At 48.3% G+C, this 18,464-nt stretch carries 13 protein-coding genes; 3 read left to right on the forward strand and 10 right to left on the reverse strand.

Annotated features, from left to right (window positions below; genetic code table 11):
- Together ACOJTG_RS05160 and ACOJTG_RS05165 are read right to left on the reverse strand one after the other, a co-directional pair.
- On the reverse strand, positions 1-338 hold a 338-nt coding region (locus ACOJTG_RS05160), incomplete at its 3' end, for a DUF4249 family protein (protein WP_420152832.1).
- Positions 339-444: 106 nt separating this feature from the next.
- Positions 445-2,826 (reverse strand): TonB-dependent receptor, encoded by a 2,382-nt coding sequence (locus ACOJTG_RS05165; protein ID WP_420152833.1) that lies wholly within the window; start codon positions 2,824-2,826, stop codon positions 445-447.
- Between the two features lie 819 nt (positions 2,827-3,645).
- Between ACOJTG_RS05165 and ACOJTG_RS05170 the strand changes: the two genes are divergently transcribed.
- Together ACOJTG_RS05170 and ACOJTG_RS05175 are read left to right on the forward strand one after the other, a co-directional pair.
- Complete coding sequence (locus tag ACOJTG_RS05170) at positions 3,646-4,017, forward strand: DMT family protein (RefSeq protein ID WP_420152834.1); 372 nt, start codon at positions 3,646-3,648, stop codon at positions 4,015-4,017.
- Between the two features lie 38 nt (positions 4,018-4,055).
- The gene (locus ACOJTG_RS05175) at positions 4,056-4,466 is read left to right on the forward strand and encodes a lipocalin family protein (protein ID WP_420152835.1); all 411 of its coding nucleotides are present in this window, start codon (positions 4,056-4,058) and stop codon (positions 4,464-4,466) included.
- 36 nt (positions 4,467-4,502) lie between these two features.
- Here the strand turns inward: ACOJTG_RS05175 and ACOJTG_RS05180 are convergent, their stop codons facing one another.
- The 8 genes from ACOJTG_RS05180 to ACOJTG_RS05215 form a co-directional block, all read right to left on the reverse strand.
- Positions 4,503-5,093 (reverse strand): hypothetical protein, encoded by a 591-nt coding sequence (locus ACOJTG_RS05180; RefSeq protein ID WP_420152836.1) that lies wholly within the window; start codon positions 5,091-5,093, stop codon positions 4,503-4,505.
- Positions 5,094-5,346: 253 nt separating this feature from the next.
- Complete coding sequence (locus tag ACOJTG_RS05185) at positions 5,347-6,417, reverse strand: dipeptidase (protein ID WP_420152837.1); 1,071 nt, start codon at positions 6,415-6,417, stop codon at positions 5,347-5,349.
- Between the two features lie 217 nt (positions 6,418-6,634).
- A complete protein-coding gene (locus tag ACOJTG_RS05190) occupies positions 6,635-7,126 on the reverse strand; it encodes a RidA family protein (protein WP_094811292.1) in 492 nt (163 codons plus the stop codon).
- Positions 7,127-7,285: 159 nt separating this feature from the next.
- The gene (locus tag ACOJTG_RS05195) at positions 7,286-8,587 is read right to left on the reverse strand and encodes a gluconate:H+ symporter (protein ID WP_420152838.1); all 1,302 of its coding nucleotides are present in this window, start codon (positions 8,585-8,587) and stop codon (positions 7,286-7,288) included.
- A 65-nt stretch (positions 8,588-8,652) separates the two neighbouring features.
- On the reverse strand, positions 8,653-10,305 hold the full coding sequence (locus ACOJTG_RS05200) for an alpha-L-fucosidase (RefSeq protein WP_420152839.1): 1,653 nt from the start codon (positions 10,303-10,305) through the stop codon (positions 8,653-8,655).
- Positions 10,306-10,406: 101 nt separating this feature from the next.
- On the reverse strand, positions 10,407-12,662 hold the full coding sequence (locus ACOJTG_RS05205) for a family 20 glycosylhydrolase (RefSeq protein WP_420152840.1): 2,256 nt from the start codon (positions 12,660-12,662) through the stop codon (positions 10,407-10,409).
- A gap of 75 nt (positions 12,663-12,737) precedes the next feature.
- Positions 12,738-14,258, reverse strand: coding sequence for a SusD/RagB family nutrient-binding outer membrane lipoprotein (locus tag ACOJTG_RS05210; RefSeq protein ID WP_420152841.1), 1,521 nt, complete (start codon positions 14,256-14,258; stop codon positions 12,738-12,740).
- A gap of 12 nt (positions 14,259-14,270) precedes the next feature.
- Positions 14,271-17,369, reverse strand: coding sequence for a SusC/RagA family TonB-linked outer membrane protein (locus tag ACOJTG_RS05215; protein ID WP_420152842.1), 3,099 nt, complete (start codon positions 17,367-17,369; stop codon positions 14,271-14,273).
- 331 nt (positions 17,370-17,700) lie between these two features.
- Here ACOJTG_RS05215 and ACOJTG_RS05220 point away from each other — a divergent pair, with 331 nt between their 5' ends.
- Positions 17,701-18,459, forward strand: a complete 759-nt coding sequence (locus tag ACOJTG_RS05220) for a DeoR/GlpR family DNA-binding transcription regulator (protein WP_420152843.1) — start codon at positions 17,701-17,703, stop codon at positions 18,457-18,459.
- The last annotated feature ends 5 nt before the right edge of the window (positions 18,460-18,464 follow it).

Here is an 18,464-nt window from a genome sequence, read left to right on the forward strand (position 1 = left end):
GATACCCGAAGCGTGTAGGTACGCCCGGCCACCAGTTTATACTTCACTACCTCAAGCCGATACTGGTCGCTATTATCATCAAAAGGAATGCGTATCTGCTGCTTGCCGTCCGATAGTAACACATTTGCATTCGTAACCGAAGGCCCCGGTGACCGGTCGCCACTTCCTGCACCCTGAATGGGTTTGGTTTGTTTGACCAGCACCCGAATATCCGGACTGGCCGGATTCAAATAACATTCAATCACCAGCTTTCGATCACTTTCAATGGAGAGGTCATTCAGCTCCTGCGTACAACTTGACATGCCCAGCAGAGCGAACAGGAATCGTTTAGTCTTCATGGGTTGATACGTTTGATGGGAAAAAAGATTTCACTCTTTATTGATTCGTACGAAAGGAAAAATTGGAATTCATCGACTAACCCCAGCAGCGGTTAATGATTCGCCACTAAAATTTAAACCCGTACGATACACTCGGCATGATGGGAAACAGGGTCACCTGCTTGAGACGATTCTCGTACTTTTTGACCTTCGGATCGGTGGAAACATCTACCGTATCGAAGTAATAGATAAAGGGATTTTGCTGATTGTAGAGGTTGTAGACGCTGATTTCCCAGGTACGTTCGAAGCGACGTTTCTTCTTGTGAAACTGCACCGCCACGTCCAGGTGCTGATACGGAGCCGCCCGGAAACCATTCCGCCGACCGTATTCTTCAAATACCCGTCCGGTGTAATACGCTTTATCGCTCCCGAGTAAATCCAGTCCAGAATTATTCGAAATCCAGTACTGTCCCTGCGGCATGGTCAGGGCCGGACTGGTACCGTACACCCAGGTACTGGAAAGCGTAACGTTGGCGTTGAGGTGATAAATGCCGACCAGCGAAAGGTCGTGGCGGCGATCATACCGGGCATAAAACCAGCGACCAAAATTGAGCTTGTCGAATTGTTGTTTTGTCCACGAAAGGGTGTATCCCGCCCAACCCGTAAACCGTCCGGTTTTCTTCTGTAGTAGAAATTCCGCTCCGTAACTCCAGCCCCTTCCCTGGGTAATCTGGTCTTCCCAGCTTCCGCTGCCCGAAATGGTGTAGGCCAGCGAAGTAGAGCCTTCCTTGTAAGACACCATCCGGTCCATGGTTTTATAAAAGCCTTCCGCCGTAAACGTGAATCCCGAGCGAAAGTCCTTCGCTACCCCGAATGCCGCCTGTTTGGAGAGCTGCGGTTTGGTACGTTGCGTGGATGGAATCCATAAATCCGTTGGTAAGCCAAAGCCGGAGTTGGCCAGCAAGTGCACGTACTGACTCATCGAAGCGGCCGAAGCCTTGACCGCCCAATTCCGGGGCAACGAATAGGCAATCGCCAGCCTGGGTTCCGGTTGGAGGTAGTCTTTCGTTCCCGTCCGAAAACCACTGTACCGAATGCCCGCGTTGATTTTTAGCTGAGGAAACGGCACGTAAGTATCCTCCACGTAAGCCGCAGCTTCCCAGGTATCCCGGTTCATGAGTACGGATTCAGGACCCTGCACGGCCTCATCTACGCTGGTGTACGTACTGGGTCGGAAATGGTGGGCGGTCAGGATCAGCCCCGTCCGGATCGTATGTTTTTCACCCAATGCCCAGTTGAAGTCCGTTTTCAGGCTGAAATCCTCAATGTACGATTTGTTTTGCAGGCGATACGAAGCCCGTTCCGTATCCCGAACCACATTACGCACCAAATTAACGGTGGAATTATAGTGGGTATAGAGTAGAGCCGTCGTGGCTTGCAAGCGATTACTGAAGCGGTGATTCCATCGCAGAGCCGCCGCCGCATTTCGCCAGTTGGCCTTTCCATTTTCTCTGGTAATGGTACCCTTGGTATTGTAGATGAAGCGATCTTCTCCCGTATAAGCCGTCAGAGAAATCGTATTGCTAGGACTGACATCGAAAGTAGTTTTTAGATTCAGATCATAGAAATACCCATTCTGATCCGAAGCTCCCGTTTGAATCAGATTCAGTAACAAATCGGCGTAGGTCCGACGGGCTGAAATCAAAAACGAAGACTTTCCCTTCGCAATCGGTCCTTCCAAGGTCATTCGACTGGAAATGAGTCCGATTCCGCCTTCACCGTGTAGCTTTTCCCGATCACCATCCCGGGCTTTGAGTTCGATGACGGAAGAAAGCCGTCCCCCAAACCGAGCCGGAAAACCGCCCTTGGTCAAGTCCACGGATTCAATCGCATCTCCATTAAAGAGCGAGAAAAAACCGAATAAATGCGAAGTGTGGTAAACGGGAATGTCATCGAGTAGTACCAGGTTTTGGTCCGGGCCACCCCCGCGTACGTACAGCCCGGTCGAACCTTCCGAGCCTTTCTGTACGCCCGGTAGCAGTTGTAAGGCCTTAATGACGTCCTTTTCCCCCAGAAGCGTAGGCATTGCTTTGACCTGTTCGATCGGTATCGACAGGCCCGACATCTGCACCGACTCCGAAGCCCGTACCGAAGCTGATTTCACCACGACTTCCTTCAATTCTTTGGTCTGAACGGTCAGCGTTATCGGCTGCTGACGATCAGTCATCAGTCGCAGTATGATTTCCCGATTCTGATAACCCGATAAACTATACGCAACCGGTAGAGCCGTATCCGCGGGTACTTCCAGTCGATAATACCCGTCCGGACGGGTACGCGTGTACTGATTCCGAACCGATACCAAAACCCCCGACAAGGGACGAGCACTGACTCCATCCGTTACGAAACCACTGAGCGTATAGGACTTCTGTTGAGCAAACGCGAGGTTTGCCTTGAAAAGCCCTAAAGTAATTCCAATCCCAAACCCTAAGTAAAGCTGTTTTATCCGCATTGATTTTCTGGCTTTCCGACGCCGCTGGCATCGACGCTGACAGATATAGGGCTGAGCATACGCGGCAGCCTAAGTCGTGGCGAACGACTCATTCATCATACAATCAATGGTGTGGAATGATCGCTATCTAAGGCCGTTGACGGCAGCGACACGTTCAATCGGTACTCGATTCTTCAAGACTAGGTCTTGGGTGTTCAGTACTGAATGCATACGTCTAGGAGGTGCGGGTAGGTTGGATCTACTAAGCATACACAACTTACCCTACGTTTCGCAAGTACAAAAGCTTTTTCTCAACGTATTTGTAGAATTATCAGCAGGATCTAAAAACTACTTTTTATAATCCAACTCTCCTTTGGGTATGGCTGATCGCTGTCTGTACTTACGTAAAAAGGGAAGCGTTTCTCTTTACTACTTCTAAAAAAATTCGTTTGGCCGTCGCAACAGCCTTCGCCTACTTTTGTAAAGAATTGATAAACAGTAGCTTTAAAAAAGTAGACAAAGGCTCTTTTCTATCAACAAAAACGGCAGTCATCAAGTTTGCCCAAGCTTTCCAAGGCTTCTATACGTACTGCTTGTGAAAACGAGCATTGCTTTCTTTCTATTTTTATTTACTATAATTATACTTCTTAATTATTTTTTTGGTGAAGCAGATGCGTAGGTAAGTCTTTGTACAGAAAATGGGATGGCCTTTACGTAGTTTTATACCCCGGTTTTTAGTAAGCTGAGCTTTTACTTCTCAATGAACAGGAAGTCTTGGAGAGCATTTTCTGAACGTTTTTATTCGTATCTTTTCGCCTTTCTTAAGCTTTACGATCGATTATGAAAGGATTGCTCTGCATTCTGCTGCTACTTGTTTCCAATGCGTTTATGACGCTGGCCTGGTATGGACATCTCCAGATTAAACAATGGCCTATGCTGGCCAAACTCTCGTTGTTTGGTGTCATTGCCCTGAGTTGGGGACTCGCCTTTTTCGAATACGTTTTTCAGGTACCCGCCAACCGGATTGGTTCCGATGAAACGGGTGGACCCTTTACCCTTTTTCAATTAAAGATTATTCAGGAAGTTGTTTCATTAACCGTCTTTACGCTGATTACGGTATACATTTTCAAAACGGACAAGCTCGCCTGGAATCATGCCGTAGGTTTCGTTTTTATGATCATTGCGGTATTTTTCATCTTTAAAAAATGGTAATTTACGAAGGCACGATCAACTCTACCTCTTCTTAACGTATGCGTAAGATAAGCTTAGGCCTAGTACTCCTGAGTAGCTTGAGTTGTAGCAAAAAGGACCTCCCCTCGACTTCGCTCGTGGGGCACTGGCAGCTGGTTTCTTATTGTAAACCCACCACCGACAGCACCTGTACGCCACTGGTGATCCCCAGTGACAAGCAGGTACTAGTTACATTCAAGAAAAATGGCGATTTTGAAGAAACGTACGCCAATACCCTTCCGATTCATTACGCTTTTCTAGGTTGCGGCAATGGCAAGTACTCGTTGGAAGATACTTCCGTCCGCATTCGGGCTCTGTGTATGTCCTCTACCCAAGGGCGACTTTTCCAGCAGGTGCAACTCGACGAGAATCGGCTGATTTTAACGCCTGACGGAACGGGTGAATATATGTTTAAACGATTGGGAAGATAAGAAAACGGGCTCCTGCAAAGAGCCCGTTTTTATGGATTAGAAGCGGTACATACCCGTCAAGCCGACGTTGGAAGAGGTGAACGCAGCATTGAGGCTGTAAATCGTAATCCCTGACCCGAAGGTACCGTTCAACGATACGGTAGGCACGATTTCAGCACTTACATACCATTTAGGACTGATGTTATACTGAGCACCTAATACGAAACCCAAACCAAGAGAGGCACTTAGTAGCGTTAGGTTTGAGCCTGTTACACTTACCTCTCCTACGGTTCCATCATTGATATTAGCCGTACCAGCCGATGAATGAAGTATTGATAATCGTGGGATAAATTCTGTACCGTACACCACTTGAAATCGATCGTTAATAGACTTTCGTTTTTCCTTGCCTATTGCTCCTCCTACGCTGAAATTAACCAGGCTACTCCCATTAACGATCCCTAACCCCAGATTCCCAAAAGCCAGACGGTATCGCTTGTACACATTTTCAGATTTTTGCTTTTTATAGACAAAACCTAAATCATTGAATCCATTCGTTCTTAATCCAATTTCACGCGTAGGTACATCCTGAGAAAAAGCGGTGGAAAGATTCACGAACAATGCAGCACAGGTAAGAAAAACTCTTTTCATAAACAGATTGATGGATGGAGCTGCAACCTATTCATAACTTTTGAATTTGCTACTTTTATTCTAAAGCTTACCCTGTTAAAAATTGTAAAAACGCTGTTTATTTCTTCCCTTAAAAGCCATTAGCTATAGGTCTCTATTTCTGAATTAAGAATTGGTTAGTAGCGTATTATTTCACTTAAAATGGATCAAACAAAAAAGCTCCAATCCAAGAGACTAGAGCTTTTTATACTTCATTAATCATTGTTTATGCTTTTTATTTCCAGGCTCGTCTTAGAAAACGCAGCCAGTTTCCGTGCATGATTTTCTCAACATCCGTTTCCGTGTAACCCCGCTTACGAAGCAGATTCGGAACGGTTTGTAAATCAGCAATCGTTTCAAGATCATACGGGGACTGTTCGCGACCGAAAGCTCCGTCGAGATCCGTACCGATGCCGATATGGTCGGCGTTTCCGGCCAACTGACAGATGTGATCGAGGTGATCGACCAGTACTTCCAAATTACAATTCATGCCTTCGGGGGTCGACTGCCCGCGTACCCAGTTGGGTACCATCATCCAGGCGTCCAAGGCTCCGCCAATTACGGCATCGCGGTTAATCAACTCACGAATTTGTTCATCGCTGAATTGCCGGTTGTGATTCACCAGGGCCCGGCACAGGTTATGACTCGCCCAGACCGGACCGTTGTAATGATCCATGGCTTCCCAGAAACTATCGTCGCATAAATGCGTCGCGTCGAGAATGATGTTCAGGCGTTCCATTTCCTTCAGCAAATCCTGTCCGACTTTTCCCATGAAACCCGTCGCATCCGTTCCCTGAGCATACCGGCCCGGTCCGTAGTGAGCGGGTCCGATGGCCCGTAGCCCGTAGTTATACGCTCGCTCCACGTGATCGAGCGTTACGAGCGAATCAGCTCCTTCCAGATTTAGAATGTAACCCACGGGTTTGGAATCGTTGGGTGTACCGTCGTTCCAGAGGGCCAGGTGTTTTTCCAGGCTTGCCAGATCGGTGATGGCCGTCATTTCGCCTTCATCCTCCATGGCTTTGTACCAGGAAACTTGTCCCTGCGTTTGAGCCCAGGCCTGCTGCGGCGAATGCCAGCCCGGCAAGCGGTTATGCGGAGCCACGTACCGGGCAATCTGTGTCGCCACGACCACGGCCACATTTCCTTTGCGTAGTTCGGGCAAGGATACGGTCGCCTTGCCCCGATCCGGTTTATCGGTCAGGCCCTGTTCTCTGGCATTGATTTCCGCGACGGGCAACCGCAAATCACGGTTCCACTCCATCGCATTCATGCTCAGATCAAGGTGAGCGTCTATGATTAACATTTCCAGTGGTCAGTTTTCGGTTTTCAGTTTTCAGTAGAGTTCTGAAGTGGTTTTCAATTCTCTCAATGCACACGCTTCATAAATCCCTAAAAACGACAACCGATTGAGCATCTATGATTAATATTTCCAGTTTTCAGTGAAGTTCTGAAGCAGTTCTCAGGCCTATTCAAGCATACGCTTCACTAACTACTGAAAACAACAAACAGACAACGGAAAACTAAACCAGTTCAAACAAAGCCTCGATTTCTACCGGAATGTTGTCGGGCAGAGAGCCGAAACCTACGGCGGAGCGGACGCCGATGCCATTTTCTTCGCCCCAAACCTGAGCGAATAATTCACTACAGCCGTTGATGATGTAGGGATGGCGTTCGAATTCAGAAACGCAGTTCACCATACCCAACACTTTGATCACTCGCTTCACGCGATCCAGACTGCCCAGGTGGGTTTTGATGGTGGAGAGGATCGTCAAACCGACCTGACGGGCGGCGAGTTTTCCGTTTTCGGTATCGATTTCCCGGCCAATGCGACCGATGATGAGGCTCTTATCGTCCTGTACCGGACCGTGACCGGACACGTACAGATACTTGCCATCAATCAGATACGGTTTGTATACGCCCAACGGCAGCGGAGCCGGAGGTAAGGTAAGGCCCAGTTTAGCAAAAGCAGCTTCGGGGCTAAGTTGTTCGATGGTTGTTGCGGCTGTGTTCATGGAATTTTGTTGGTGGTTATTGGTTGGTATATCGTTTAGTTGTCAGTTTTCTGTTCTATGTTTTCAGTTTGCGGGCTGTTCCAGAGTTATAACCCGAAAGAGCCTCGTTTTCAGTAGTCTGTATTTCCAACTGAAAGCAGTAAATCGCCAACTGAAAACTCAAATAATTTGATTCAAAATCAGTACCCCCATTAGTCCGACGAAGGCTACGAGTGTTTCCATCATTGACCAGGAGCGAATCGTGTCTTTCACGGATAGATTGAAATATTCCTTAAACATCCAGAATCCCGGATCGTTTACGTGCGAAAACATGAGACTGCCCGCTCCAATGGAGAGTACCATCAAATTCGGGTTGGTCGTTTGCTGAGCCATCAGTGGAGCGATGATTCCGGCGGCCGTTAATCCTGCCACCGTCGCCGAACCAATACAGACCCGAATGATAGCCGCAATGAGCCAGCCCAAAAATAAGGGAGGCATCTGTAGCCGCTGCAATTGTCCGGCAATTTCGTTACTCACGCCACTATCCGTCAGAATCTGTTTCAATGCTCCGGCTCCACCGATGATGAGTACAATCATGGCGATGTCTTTCACTGCCGTTTCGTAGGTACTCATTACTGCTTTCATAGGCTTGCCGCGACTCAATCCTAGTGTTACCGTAGCCACCGCAACAGAAATGAGCATGACAATGGCCGGATCACCCACAAAGGTCAGTACCTCCTCGAAAGCATTGCCCGGAAAAAAATGCGATACTGTTGTCAACGTCAACAACAATACGGGCAACAGCGAGGTAAGGAAACTACTCAGGCCGCTGGGCAACTCGGATTCGGGGATAGGAGCCGTCTGAAAGGTCACCAAAGGCTGGGAATTAATTCGTTTAAGCGTCAGAGCATACACCGGCCCCGCCAGAATAATCGTAGGTACAGCGATAATCAACCCGTACACCAGCGTCAGGCCCATGTCCCCGTGAAACTGAGCCACCAGAGCCGCGGGTGACGGGTGCGGCGGCAGAAAGCCGTGAGCGACCGAAAGCGAAGCCAGCATGGGTAAGCCAATAGCTACTGCCGGTAATCGGTATTGGTACACGACGGAGAAAATCAGCGGTACCATCAAGACGAACCCTACGCCGTAAAACAGCGGAATGCCGATGATGAACCCCGTACAGACCAATCCCCACTGAATGTATCTGGCCCCAAACAACTGCATCATCACGGAAGCGATTTTCTGGGCGGCTCCGCTTTCAGCGACGAGCTTGCCCAACATGGCACCTAAGGCAATGATGATGATGAGTGAACCCAGCGTATCCCCTACCCCTTTCTGTACCGACTGGGTCATTTTTCCAAGCGGCATTCCTAAGAGTCCACCGGCCAACAGGGAAACGACCAGAAAGGCCAGAAACGGATTGACTTTAACCCAGACAATCAACAGTACCAGAATGACAATACAGGCGGCAACAATCAGCATTTGTTACAGTTAACGGTTTTGAGTTTAGGGTCTTGAGTTGGATAAATGTTGGTTTGGCATACCCTTTACTCCAGCGTTAGTTTGCTGATCTTTTGGGTGTTGCCTTCGATTCGCATATTGTCCTGATACAGTACGGCCCGGTACTCAATTTCGTCGTAGGACTGGATATTCTGTTTCAGCATTTCCAGCGTTACCTTGCCCGTAGCGGTCACGGGATAAGCATCGGTAGCTTTCCACTTTTCGTTGAATTCTTCGTTGAGCGAGCTTTGTACGGGACGATACTCGAATCCGATCCGGTACTCTTTTCCCGAACCCATTTTCACGACATCGGCCGTTAATTTCAGATTCCCGTTACTGATTTTTTCCGCACTCACGGTTCTGAACTGCATCGGTGTCAGAGCAGGTTCCACGTTCTTGAGTTTTACCACAATGGGGTTAGGCCACTGGTGATTGTTATAGATTCGCTGAGCCCGTACCACCGAAATTTTCAATCCTTCGGGGGTCTGCTCGAAACGCGTACGACCATCCACGGTGGGTTTGTATTCTACGACGTTACCAGTTTGTCCGAGAACGGTTACTTCCGTCGTTGCCGTTGCTTTCACCGAACGAATCAAAAACTCCCGACGCTCGGCCCGAGGCCATTCCGGCATACCGGTCAGGTACGCGTATACCGTGTTTTCGTCTTTCTTTTTGGTGAACCAAATGTCATTTTCGTTCCGAACAATCCAGGGGCGTACGTTGTGCACGGCTTCCTGGTTGATAAAATGCCAGGCTCCGATTTCCATCAATCGGCCTTCCTGTCCTTCGTTCAAGTTCCCCCACTGCGTAGGCCCCACATTAAGCAGGTACGAGCCACCCTTCGCCCGCGATTCGATGAGAATATTCAGCAGTTCCGTACCCGATTTGTAGTGTTCATTGGTGGGCTTGTAGTTCCAGGCCGTACCCATCGTCATGCAACTTTCCCAGGCCGTACCCAGCGTTTCGCCGGGCAGGTATTGTTCCGGCGTCGGCAGGGCTCCACGGGTAACCAGGCAATTGGGCTGGTACTTCCAGATGGTTTCTTTTACTTCTTCCTTCAGTACGTCGCTGTCAATGAAAAACAGATCAACCGGACCGTACTTGGTCATGAGTTCTTTGGTCTGCTCAACGACAAATTTTTTGTATTGAGCCTGAAAGGGTTTCGCCTTTTCCCAATGGTCGTCGCGGGTGATGTCCTTCATGCCGTTGCGGTAGGCGAACGAAAAATCTTCGGGAGAGTAATAAAAGCCAACGGCGATTTTCCATTTCCGACAGGCTTCCACGAATTGACGCACGATGTCCTTTTTGTAAGGCGTGTTCATCACGTTAAAATCCGTCGTTTTGGTATCCCACATGCAAAAACCCGCGTGGTGTTTGGTCGTGAACATGATGTACTTCATGCCCGAGTTTTTAGCTAGCATCACGATTTTTTCGGCATCCCATTGTTTGGGATCGAAGGTTTGAGGAAGCTCTTTGATGTACCGATCCACGTAATCCGGCGAAGCTCCTACGAGCGAATGGCTGATGACGACGCCCAGCTGCGTATCCACGTTCCAGTGAATAAACATGCCAAAGCCTACATCTTTCAGCCACTCTTCGCGTTCGGGTTTGTTGTGGTTGGCTCCAAAATTCTCAGTTTCCTGAGCCCAGGAAGCCAGGGTACAAAAAAGTAGGCAGAGGAGGCAGGATAATCGACGCATGTATTTAGTATTTCAGTTTGCGGTGGTCTGTTTTCAGTAGACTCCGTGTATTGGTATAAGATACCCGTATGGAATACGGGGCTAATTATATTGAACCTCTCTCAGTCCACAATCAATTCATCCAGCAGCAACCAGGCTTTGTTGCCCGCTCCGTATTCGCCCGGAGGGACAATGCCTTTGTTGAGGGCTTTTAGTTTTATGAATCGGGCCTTTTTCGGGGTAAACTGACCGTTCACGGGATTGAGGCCATTGACCGGAAACTCGGTTTGCTGGTAGACTTGCTGGTACGTTTTTCCGTCTTCCGACACCCATACTTGTAGTAAGGTCGGCTCCCAGAAGCGTTGCCAGTGGTAGCGTAATACGTTGGTCTGGACTTTTGAAATCGTTTGCGTTTGCTGTAAATCCAGCGTCCATTCAGCATTTTCACCCAACATACCAATCCATTCACCCGTGTTGTAGCGGGCCGTTCCCTGTACGCCGTTGACGGCAATCCGGGGAGTGACCGGCTTGAAATTCCCGGCGGGTGACCCCTGAATCGTTATAGGCTTACCCGTCGCTTTCGAAACGGTGAAAGTCTTTTCAAATACTCGGCCCTGTTGGTTATTACCGGCAAACACGGCGGCTTTCAGCACTGTACTTTTCCCAAGGGAAACCGGGCCACGATAAGCAGTACTGCTCGTTTTGGGCGTGCTTCCGTCGAGGGTATATCGAATCGTTGCCTGCGGTAAGGTCGTTGTCAGACGCACGGCTAGTTTCCCATCCACCGCTACGCTTACCGAATCAGTCAGTTCGTCAAACACGTCGGCATACGACACTTTCAAGCGTTTCAGCATCGGCTCGTTGAGCCGCAGGCGTCGCAGGAAATCGGGGTACGTCCGGCCCTTCTTTGGTGACCAGGCCGTTTCAGCGACGGCCAACGCCCGGGGAAAAATCATGTACTCGGCGTGAGCTTCCGTCGCCAGGTATTCGCTCCAGACATTGCCCTGAATGCCCAGCAAATACGAAGCCTCTTCCGCCGTGAGCGAATCGGGTACGGGTTCGTAGCTGTAAACTTTGCTTAGGGGCGTGTACCAGGCCGCCGCCGTGGGTTCGCTGGCGTACAGGGATTGATAAAAGTCGAAGTACACAAAGGGCTCGGGCGTCATGATGGCCTTGTGTTTCTGCCGCATGGCTTCGATGCCACCTTCGGTGCCCCGCCAGCTCATGACGGTAGCTCCGGGTGAAAGGCCCCCTTCCAGAATTTCGTCCCAGCCGATGATCTCCCGATTTTTCGTTAGTAAGTACTTCTCTATTCGCTGAATGAAGTAACTCTGTAATTCGTGTTCGTCTTTCAACCCTTCGTGCCGGATCCGGGCCTGACATTTCGGACAGCTTTTCCAACGGGTTTTCGGACATTCGTCGCCCCCAATGTGAATGTATTTTGAAGGAAACAACTCGACGACCTCATCCAGTACATTTTGCAGGAACGTAAACGTGCTGTCATTTCCGGCACAGTACACGTCGTCAAAAATCCCCCAGAACGTAGCCGCTTGATAGGGTCCGCCCGTACAGCCTAAAGCCGGGAACGCGGAAAGAGCCGCCAGAGCGTGGCCCGGCATTTCAATTTCCGGAATCACCGTAATGTGCCGCTGAGCCGCGTACCGCACCACCTCCCGTACTTCCTGCTGGGTGTAGTATCCACCGTATTTCTTGCCGTCGAACCGATGGGGCAGTTCGCGTTTGTGGCCCATGAGTGTCTCCTTCCGGTAGGCAGCTACATTTTGCAGTTCTGGATAGCGTTTAATCTCAATTCGCCAGCCCTGATCGTCGGTCAGGTGCCAGTGAAAGGTATTGAATTTATACTGGGCGAGCAGGTCGATGTATTTCTTAATAAAAGGCACCTGGAACCAGTGGCGACTGACATCCAGGTGCATACCCCGGTACGAAAACCGGGGATAGTCCACAATACTACAGGCGGGCAAACGCAGGTCAGCGGATTGACTAATCATCTGAACGAGCGACTGTACGCCGTAAAAAAGTCCGGCAAGGTCGTGCCCGGTTAACTCAATGTTTTTCGATTGAATTCGCAAGTGATAGCCTTCCGGCTGAGATACTTTCAGCGAATCAATTTTCAGAGAAATAGAGGCCTTTGCAGAGGTTACTGGCAAGGTAAATCCGGTCAACGAGCGGATTTGCTCCTGGGTAAGTTTCAGTAAGTCAGCCGGCACACCGGAATCGGACGAAAGTTTCGCTAAGGCCGTAAGCGTAAATTCGCCCGAGTTCCGGTGATAGGCTACTGGCTGAGGAATGAGTCCGCTTTGAGCGAACCCCTTTCCAAAACCGATGAAGAAAAGTACTATGATTACTAGGTATTTCATTCCTGAACTATTCAAATGAGTGGTTAAAGAAGGGAATATAACGCACTCATTCTATCATTCACTCCTTCAACATTATTACTGCTTATCTAACCAGATTCGAGTCATAAACTCGTTGGCTCCCTGAGCTGCCACGGCTTTATAATAGTTATCAGCGTTCAGGTTTTCTTCCGTTGCCGGGTATAACATTCGTCTGAAGATTTGACCTCCGGTGTTATTACCTGCGTAGTTATTCGGCACCAGAGCGGGGTAACCCGTACGTCTCCAGTTGAGGAATACTTCCTGAGAGTTAGGAAATACGGATACCCAGAACTGCGTATGAATTTGTTCCATCTGAGCCGCCATAGTGCCCGTTTTCAGAGCTTGTGCCGTTACATAAGCCTCAATATTTGAATCAGAAATAACGCCATCGCTACCGTACAACGACCACTGACGTAACGCGGCCCGGGTGCCTGACGCATACAGGTTGGCTGCCGTTTCAGTGCTATACCAACCCCGAAGTGCCGCCTCTGCCAGATAGAAATTTACTTCTGCATTGGTTAACACCAACATGGGAGCACTTAACTTCAGAAGCGTATTCTGGTTAGGCTCTGAGTAGGTCACGAAATCGCTGGGTTTTGTGTTAGCAATGTTATGAGCCATACCTTTCTGAATAGCTGGGTCATTGCTGGCCTTTCCATTCACGTAGACCACCGAAATAACGGGTAGACGGGGATCATTCGTGGCTTTCAGGTAATCAATAAAAACCTTATCGTACTTGCCTCCTTCAGGGTTACTGTTCCCATTAGCCAGGATGTAATCACTGTTTAACATCCAGTAAGCCAGTGGATTTTGATTAATGATCTGCCCAGAAGCCAGATACGAGATTTTAGCCAGATCCGCATCATCACGAATAAGGCCACCCGCAATCGCCTTCTTCACCCAGGTTTCAGCCAGCGTACTATTGGCTTTCGTCATTCGCATGCCCATGCGTAACATCAGCGAGTACGCAAACTTTTTCCACTTCGTCAGGTCTCCACCATACATCATATCGGCGGCACCAAACGTCGTCTTCGTCGCATCAAACATGCCTACGGCTGTTTCCAACTGAGCCAGCAGATCGGTGTAGATGCTTTGTTGTGAATCGTAAACGGGTTTGTAATTACTCGATACGTATCCCAAAGCAGCCTCTTTATAGGGAATATCACCGTATAAGTCGGTAACCTTTGAGAAACAGTACACCTGCCAGATTTTAGCAATCGCCAGTTTATTAACCAGAGCGGGATCTTTTTCGAAGGCTCGTATGATTTCGCCCATTTCATTGAGCTCTTTCGTATAGGCACTACTAAACACCGCATAAGGAGCCGTGCCCTGATTGAAAATGTATTTAGAGCCCCAACCTGCCACGTCATTATAGCTGGTCGTGTATTGCATGGTGCCCTGTAAACCCGTGATCATGTTTCCTACGGCATCGTACTGAGCTTTCGTAAATACATAATCTCCATTGATCGTACTGGAAGCGTCCGGGTTCGTATTTAACTCTTCAAAACCTTTATCGCAGCTTTGTAAAACCGTCAGAGCTAAGAGACAGGCGTATATTTTATAGAATCTTTTTTTCATCGTAGTCGGCAATTAGAATTTCAAGAGAAGATTCAAACCATAACTTCTGGTTCTAGGCAAGCCAAGCGATTCAAAACCTTGGTTCGAACTGTTCGTAAAGCTTTGCTCAGGGTCAAAATTGTCCGTGTTTTTATACAGCGTCAGAATATTCCGTGAAACAAAGGAGAGGCTCGCTGACTGAAGTTTGAGGAGTTTGAAGTTTTTTACCGGAATGTTGTAACTCACCATGGCCTGACGAAGCTTCACAAAGCTGGCATCATGCAGGAAGAGTTCCGTGTAGTTTTTGTCGTTGTCATAATACGTACGCAGGTTTTCCTTCGCGATCGTCTTCGTAAAGCCATCTCCACTTGCCGTCACGCCCGTTACTGTCAAGCCATTCTCCCGACCGTCAAGGGTTCTTTTCAGTTTACCCATTCGGTTGGCGTATACCTCTAACACCGAGAAGATTTTGTTACCAAACTTACCATCCACCAGGAAGCTGAACGAGAAGTTTTTGTAATGAAATTCGTTGGTTAATCCCATGGTTAATGGAGGTACGCCTTTGCCTAATTCATGCAGATTTGATTTTAAAGCATAACCCGTCGTTGGATCGTAGATGATGTTACCATTCGCATCCCGCTGACGAGTCGTACCCACGATTGTTCCGTACGAACGGCCTTCAATCGAGTTGATATAGGCCCAGTTTCCTACCGAGGTAGCCATCTGTAAAGACGTAATACCATCCGCCAGCTTGATTACTTTACTGTCGTTATAGGCTACGTTATAGCTGATGTCCCAACCGAAATTCTTCCGACGAATCGGGCTATACGTTACTAAGGCTTCAATCCCTTTATTACTCATCTTGCCTACGTTCATGTACACGGAGTTGTAGCCAGAAGTTTCGCTAATACTCGTCTGAACGATGTCGTCGGTTGTAGAACGGTTATAATACGTCAGATCTAACCCTACCCGGCGGTTCAGGAATTGTAAGTCAACCCCCACTTCATACGTGGTAGAAGTCAAAGGTTTCAGTCCCGCGTTGGTAATAGCCGTACTGGTTACGTTCTGTAAGGGTTGTCCCGAACTAGGTACCATTGAATACGTCAGATTAATGGCATACGGATCGGGCGTAGCCCCTCCTACCTGAGCCCAGGAAGCCCGAACTTTGGCAAAGTCAATGGCTCGGGGTAATGCTATGGCCTGCGACAGAACGAAGCTACCTCCAATGGAGGGGTAAAAAATGGAGTTGTTTTTAGGACTTAAGGTAGAGAACCAATCCTGACGACCCGTCATGGTTAAGAACGCAATGCCTTTGTAATCTAAATCTAATGAGCCAAATACCGAGTTCGTACGTATTCTCTGATTCAGCGGAGTCGTAGTGATCGTTCTTAAATTCGTAGAGCTATAGAAGTAAGGAAGAACATAGTTACTACCCGCAATATTGATTTGATTGTAGTTATAATCACGACGGTTTGCTCCAACGAGTGCCGACAGACCAATGGTAGACGCAATCTTGGTGTTATAGTTTGCCGTTACCATGGCGTTGGTTTCGCTCACGTCTGTCTTCAGTTCATTATACTCACCGTTAGGAACGTATAACGTTCCAGTCGGCAGGATGTATTTATACTGATAATTGAAGAAGTCGCGGCTAACGGTTCCCTTCACATACAGGTTATCCAGGATGTTATAAGTCAGACCAAACTGACCGATAAAACGGTTCTTCGTATCGTTCTGCTTGTATTTATTGATAACGAAATAGCTATTGGAAGCAATGGAAGCATCATTCCAGGCAATTTCATTATTGTTTGCATCATATCCTGGAGCCAGCCAGCGAATGTCTGAGGTATTACCAATCATATAAGGAGTCCAGTTGGGATTTCCCAACGCATCCCCGGCTCCCGTTTTGTTATTATTCGCTTCGATCGTGTATTGAGCTAAAGCCTCTACCGCAATTCTAGGTCCAAACTTGCCATTCAAGCTCAGGTTACCCGTTTTACGGTTATACGTCTGCGTCGGTAATATTCCTTTAGCATCCAGGTCAGATACGGAGAATCGATAGTTCACATTCTCATTTCCTCCGTTGACGGCTAACGTATTCGTAAACGTTTTACCCGTCTGATAGAAGTTTTTCAGGTTATTCCGCTGAGCAACGTAAGGATGCGTTAAACCATCGGCTCCAACAAAATCGGAACCATCAATTTTAGCACCCCAGGAACGACGACCCCAGGCAATGCCCTGAGCCTGCGTCGTTGGTTTTACGGCTCCGTCTCCTTGTCCGTATTCATACTGCCAATCCGGCACAACGGCGATGCTTTCTGCGGTGAAGGTAGAATTGAAATCCACACCAATGCCTTTTTGAGCACGCCCTTTTTTGGTGGTAATCAAGATCACCCCGTTGGCAGCCCGTGAGCCGTATAAAGCAGCTGCAGTACCCCCCTTCAATACACTCATGCTTTCTATATCGTCGGGGTTAATTCCGCCAATCCCATCGCCGCGGTCCACGTTACCCTGTCCACCATTGGCGGTCGCACTTCCACCCGGAGTCGTATTATCAATCGGCATCCCATTAATTACATACAGGGGTTGGTTGGCTCCCGTTAATGAACCATTCCCGCGAATAATGATCCGGCTTGATCCGCCGGGTCCTGTTGAAAGACCCGTAGCATTCACCCCAGCGATCTTACCAGAAAGGGCATTGGCTACGTTATTTTCACGAGCCTGCGTAAACTCAGAGCCTTTTACTTCCGTTACCGAATACGCCAGAGCTTTTTTATCCCGCTGAATACCCAGGGCCGTCACGACTACTTCATTCAGGCTTTTGGTATCTTCTTTCATTACCACGTCCACCGTCGTGCGTCCGCCTACCGGAATTTCCTGAGAAACATAGCCCAGGTACGAGAAAATCAGGGTTGCTTCCGCAGCAGCATTGAGGGTGTACTGCCCCTGAGCGTCCGTTACGGTCCCTTTCGTCGACCCCTTTTCAACGACGGTAACCCCTGGTAGCGGTGAACCATCCGTGACATTGGTCACTTTGCCAGTAATGTTCTGGGCCATCGCTGACAGACTCATGAGCCACAGCAAGGCAAACAGTCTGCCAAACCTTGCCTGAAAGCGTAAGAAGGAGATTTTCATAATGGTAGTAAAAGTGTGAAAGCGTTTAATGGGATTTTGTTCAGGGGTATTTTCGCAAAAAGCGCACTACTGTTTGCAATTTTTGCGAAATATAGAAGTCTTATAGTGATAATTGCAAATATTATTTTAAAATTTGCTCCATACAGCAACGTATACCGCCACTAAAAACTATATATCAAAATTATAGATTGCAAAATATGCGTTAATCAGTTTTTTATTTTGAATTTACCTTGTAAAAAATAAAGATAGATCCAGGGCAGAATAGTAGAGCAGTAGTGAGGCGGCCCCTTTTTTTATACCTTTGTTTATTCAACAGCAAGCCCTTTGTCTAATGTCAGTAGTCCTCTTAAAAGAAAGCCGTAAGGATTTAATAATCAACCAGGTAAACCTTCATACGCGTATTACCCTTACGGAATTAGCCAGTACGCTTAATGTGTCGGAGGATACCATACGTCGAGACATCAATGACCTGGCCGAAGAGGGTAAACTGATCAAGATTCGGGGTGGAGCCATGTCGAAGGCCTACCACTATTCGTCGCAACCCGTGGAAAGCTACGCCCATGAGAGTAAGCGAATTATTGCAGAAAAAGCAGTAACTCTGCTGAAAGACGGCATGCTGGTACTGATGGGTGGCGGTACAACCATTCGGGAATTCATCAAACTTATCCCGGATGAACTCAAAGCCACGTTCCTGACAGTCAATCCGTTAACGGCTGTAGAACTACTCGACAAACCCAATCTGGAGATTATTATGATTGGCGGACCGATCTCGCGGTATAGCCAGATGGCCGTGGGTGGCGATGTTTATCAGCGACTGTCGGAAGTACGCGTAGACCTGTGCATTATGGGAACGAATGCCCTGGACGCGAAGGAAGGACTAACCGATTCGAACTGGGAAACGGTACAGGCAAAGAAAGCCATGATCCGGGCTTCGGATAAAATTGCAATTCTTGCAATATCGGAGAAGATGAATAGCGTCATGTCCATGAAAGTGGCAGACCTCCGCGAAATTGATTACCTCGTTACGGAATTGCCTGCCACCTCCAGTATGCTAGCCCCGTATCAGGGCGGAAAAACAAAGGTGCTGTAAACCAG

The organism is Siphonobacter sp., from assembly GCF_048595215.1.
GTDB lineage: Bacteria > Bacteroidota > Bacteroidia > Cytophagales > Spirosomataceae > Siphonobacter.

Bases quoted from the DNA above. Each gene is read 5' to 3' on its own strand.
- ACOJTG_RS05165 (WP_420152833.1), bottom strand. From the start codon at position 2,826: ATGCGGATAAAACAGCTTTACTTAGGGTTTGGGATTGGAATTACTTTA.
- ACOJTG_RS05170 (WP_420152834.1), top strand. From the start codon at position 3,646: ATGAAAGGATTGCTCTGCATTCTGCTGCTACTTGTTTCCAATGCGTTT.
- ACOJTG_RS05175 (WP_420152835.1), top strand. From the start codon at position 4,056: ATGCGTAAGATAAGCTTAGGCCTAGTACTCCTGAGTAGCTTGAGTTGT.
- ACOJTG_RS05180 (WP_420152836.1), bottom strand. From the start codon at position 5,093: ATGAAAAGAGTTTTTCTTACCTGTGCTGCATTGTTCGTGAATCTTTCC.
- ACOJTG_RS05185 (WP_420152837.1), bottom strand. From the start codon at position 6,417: ATGTTAATCATAGACGCTCACCTTGATCTGAGCATGAATGCGATGGAG.
- ACOJTG_RS05190 (WP_094811292.1), bottom strand. From the start codon at position 7,126: ATGAACACAGCCGCAACAACCATCGAACAACTTAGCCCCGAAGCTGCT.
- ACOJTG_RS05195 (WP_420152838.1), bottom strand. From the start codon at position 8,587: ATGCTGATTGTTGCCGCCTGTATTGTCATTCTGGTACTGTTGATTGTC.
- ACOJTG_RS05200 (WP_420152839.1), bottom strand. From the start codon at position 10,305: ATGCGTCGATTATCCTGCCTCCTCTGCCTACTTTTTTGTACCCTGGCT.
- ACOJTG_RS05205 (WP_420152840.1), bottom strand. From the start codon at position 12,662: ATGAAATACCTAGTAATCATAGTACTTTTCTTCATCGGTTTTGGAAAG.
- ACOJTG_RS05210 (WP_420152841.1), bottom strand. From the start codon at position 14,258: ATGAAAAAAAGATTCTATAAAATATACGCCTGTCTCTTAGCTCTGACG.
- ACOJTG_RS05215 (WP_420152842.1), bottom strand. From the start codon at position 17,369: ATGAAAATCTCCTTCTTACGCTTTCAGGCAAGGTTTGGCAGACTGTTT.
- ACOJTG_RS05220 (WP_420152843.1), top strand. From the start codon at position 17,701: ATGTCAGTAGTCCTCTTAAAAGAAAGCCGTAAGGATTTAATAATCAAC.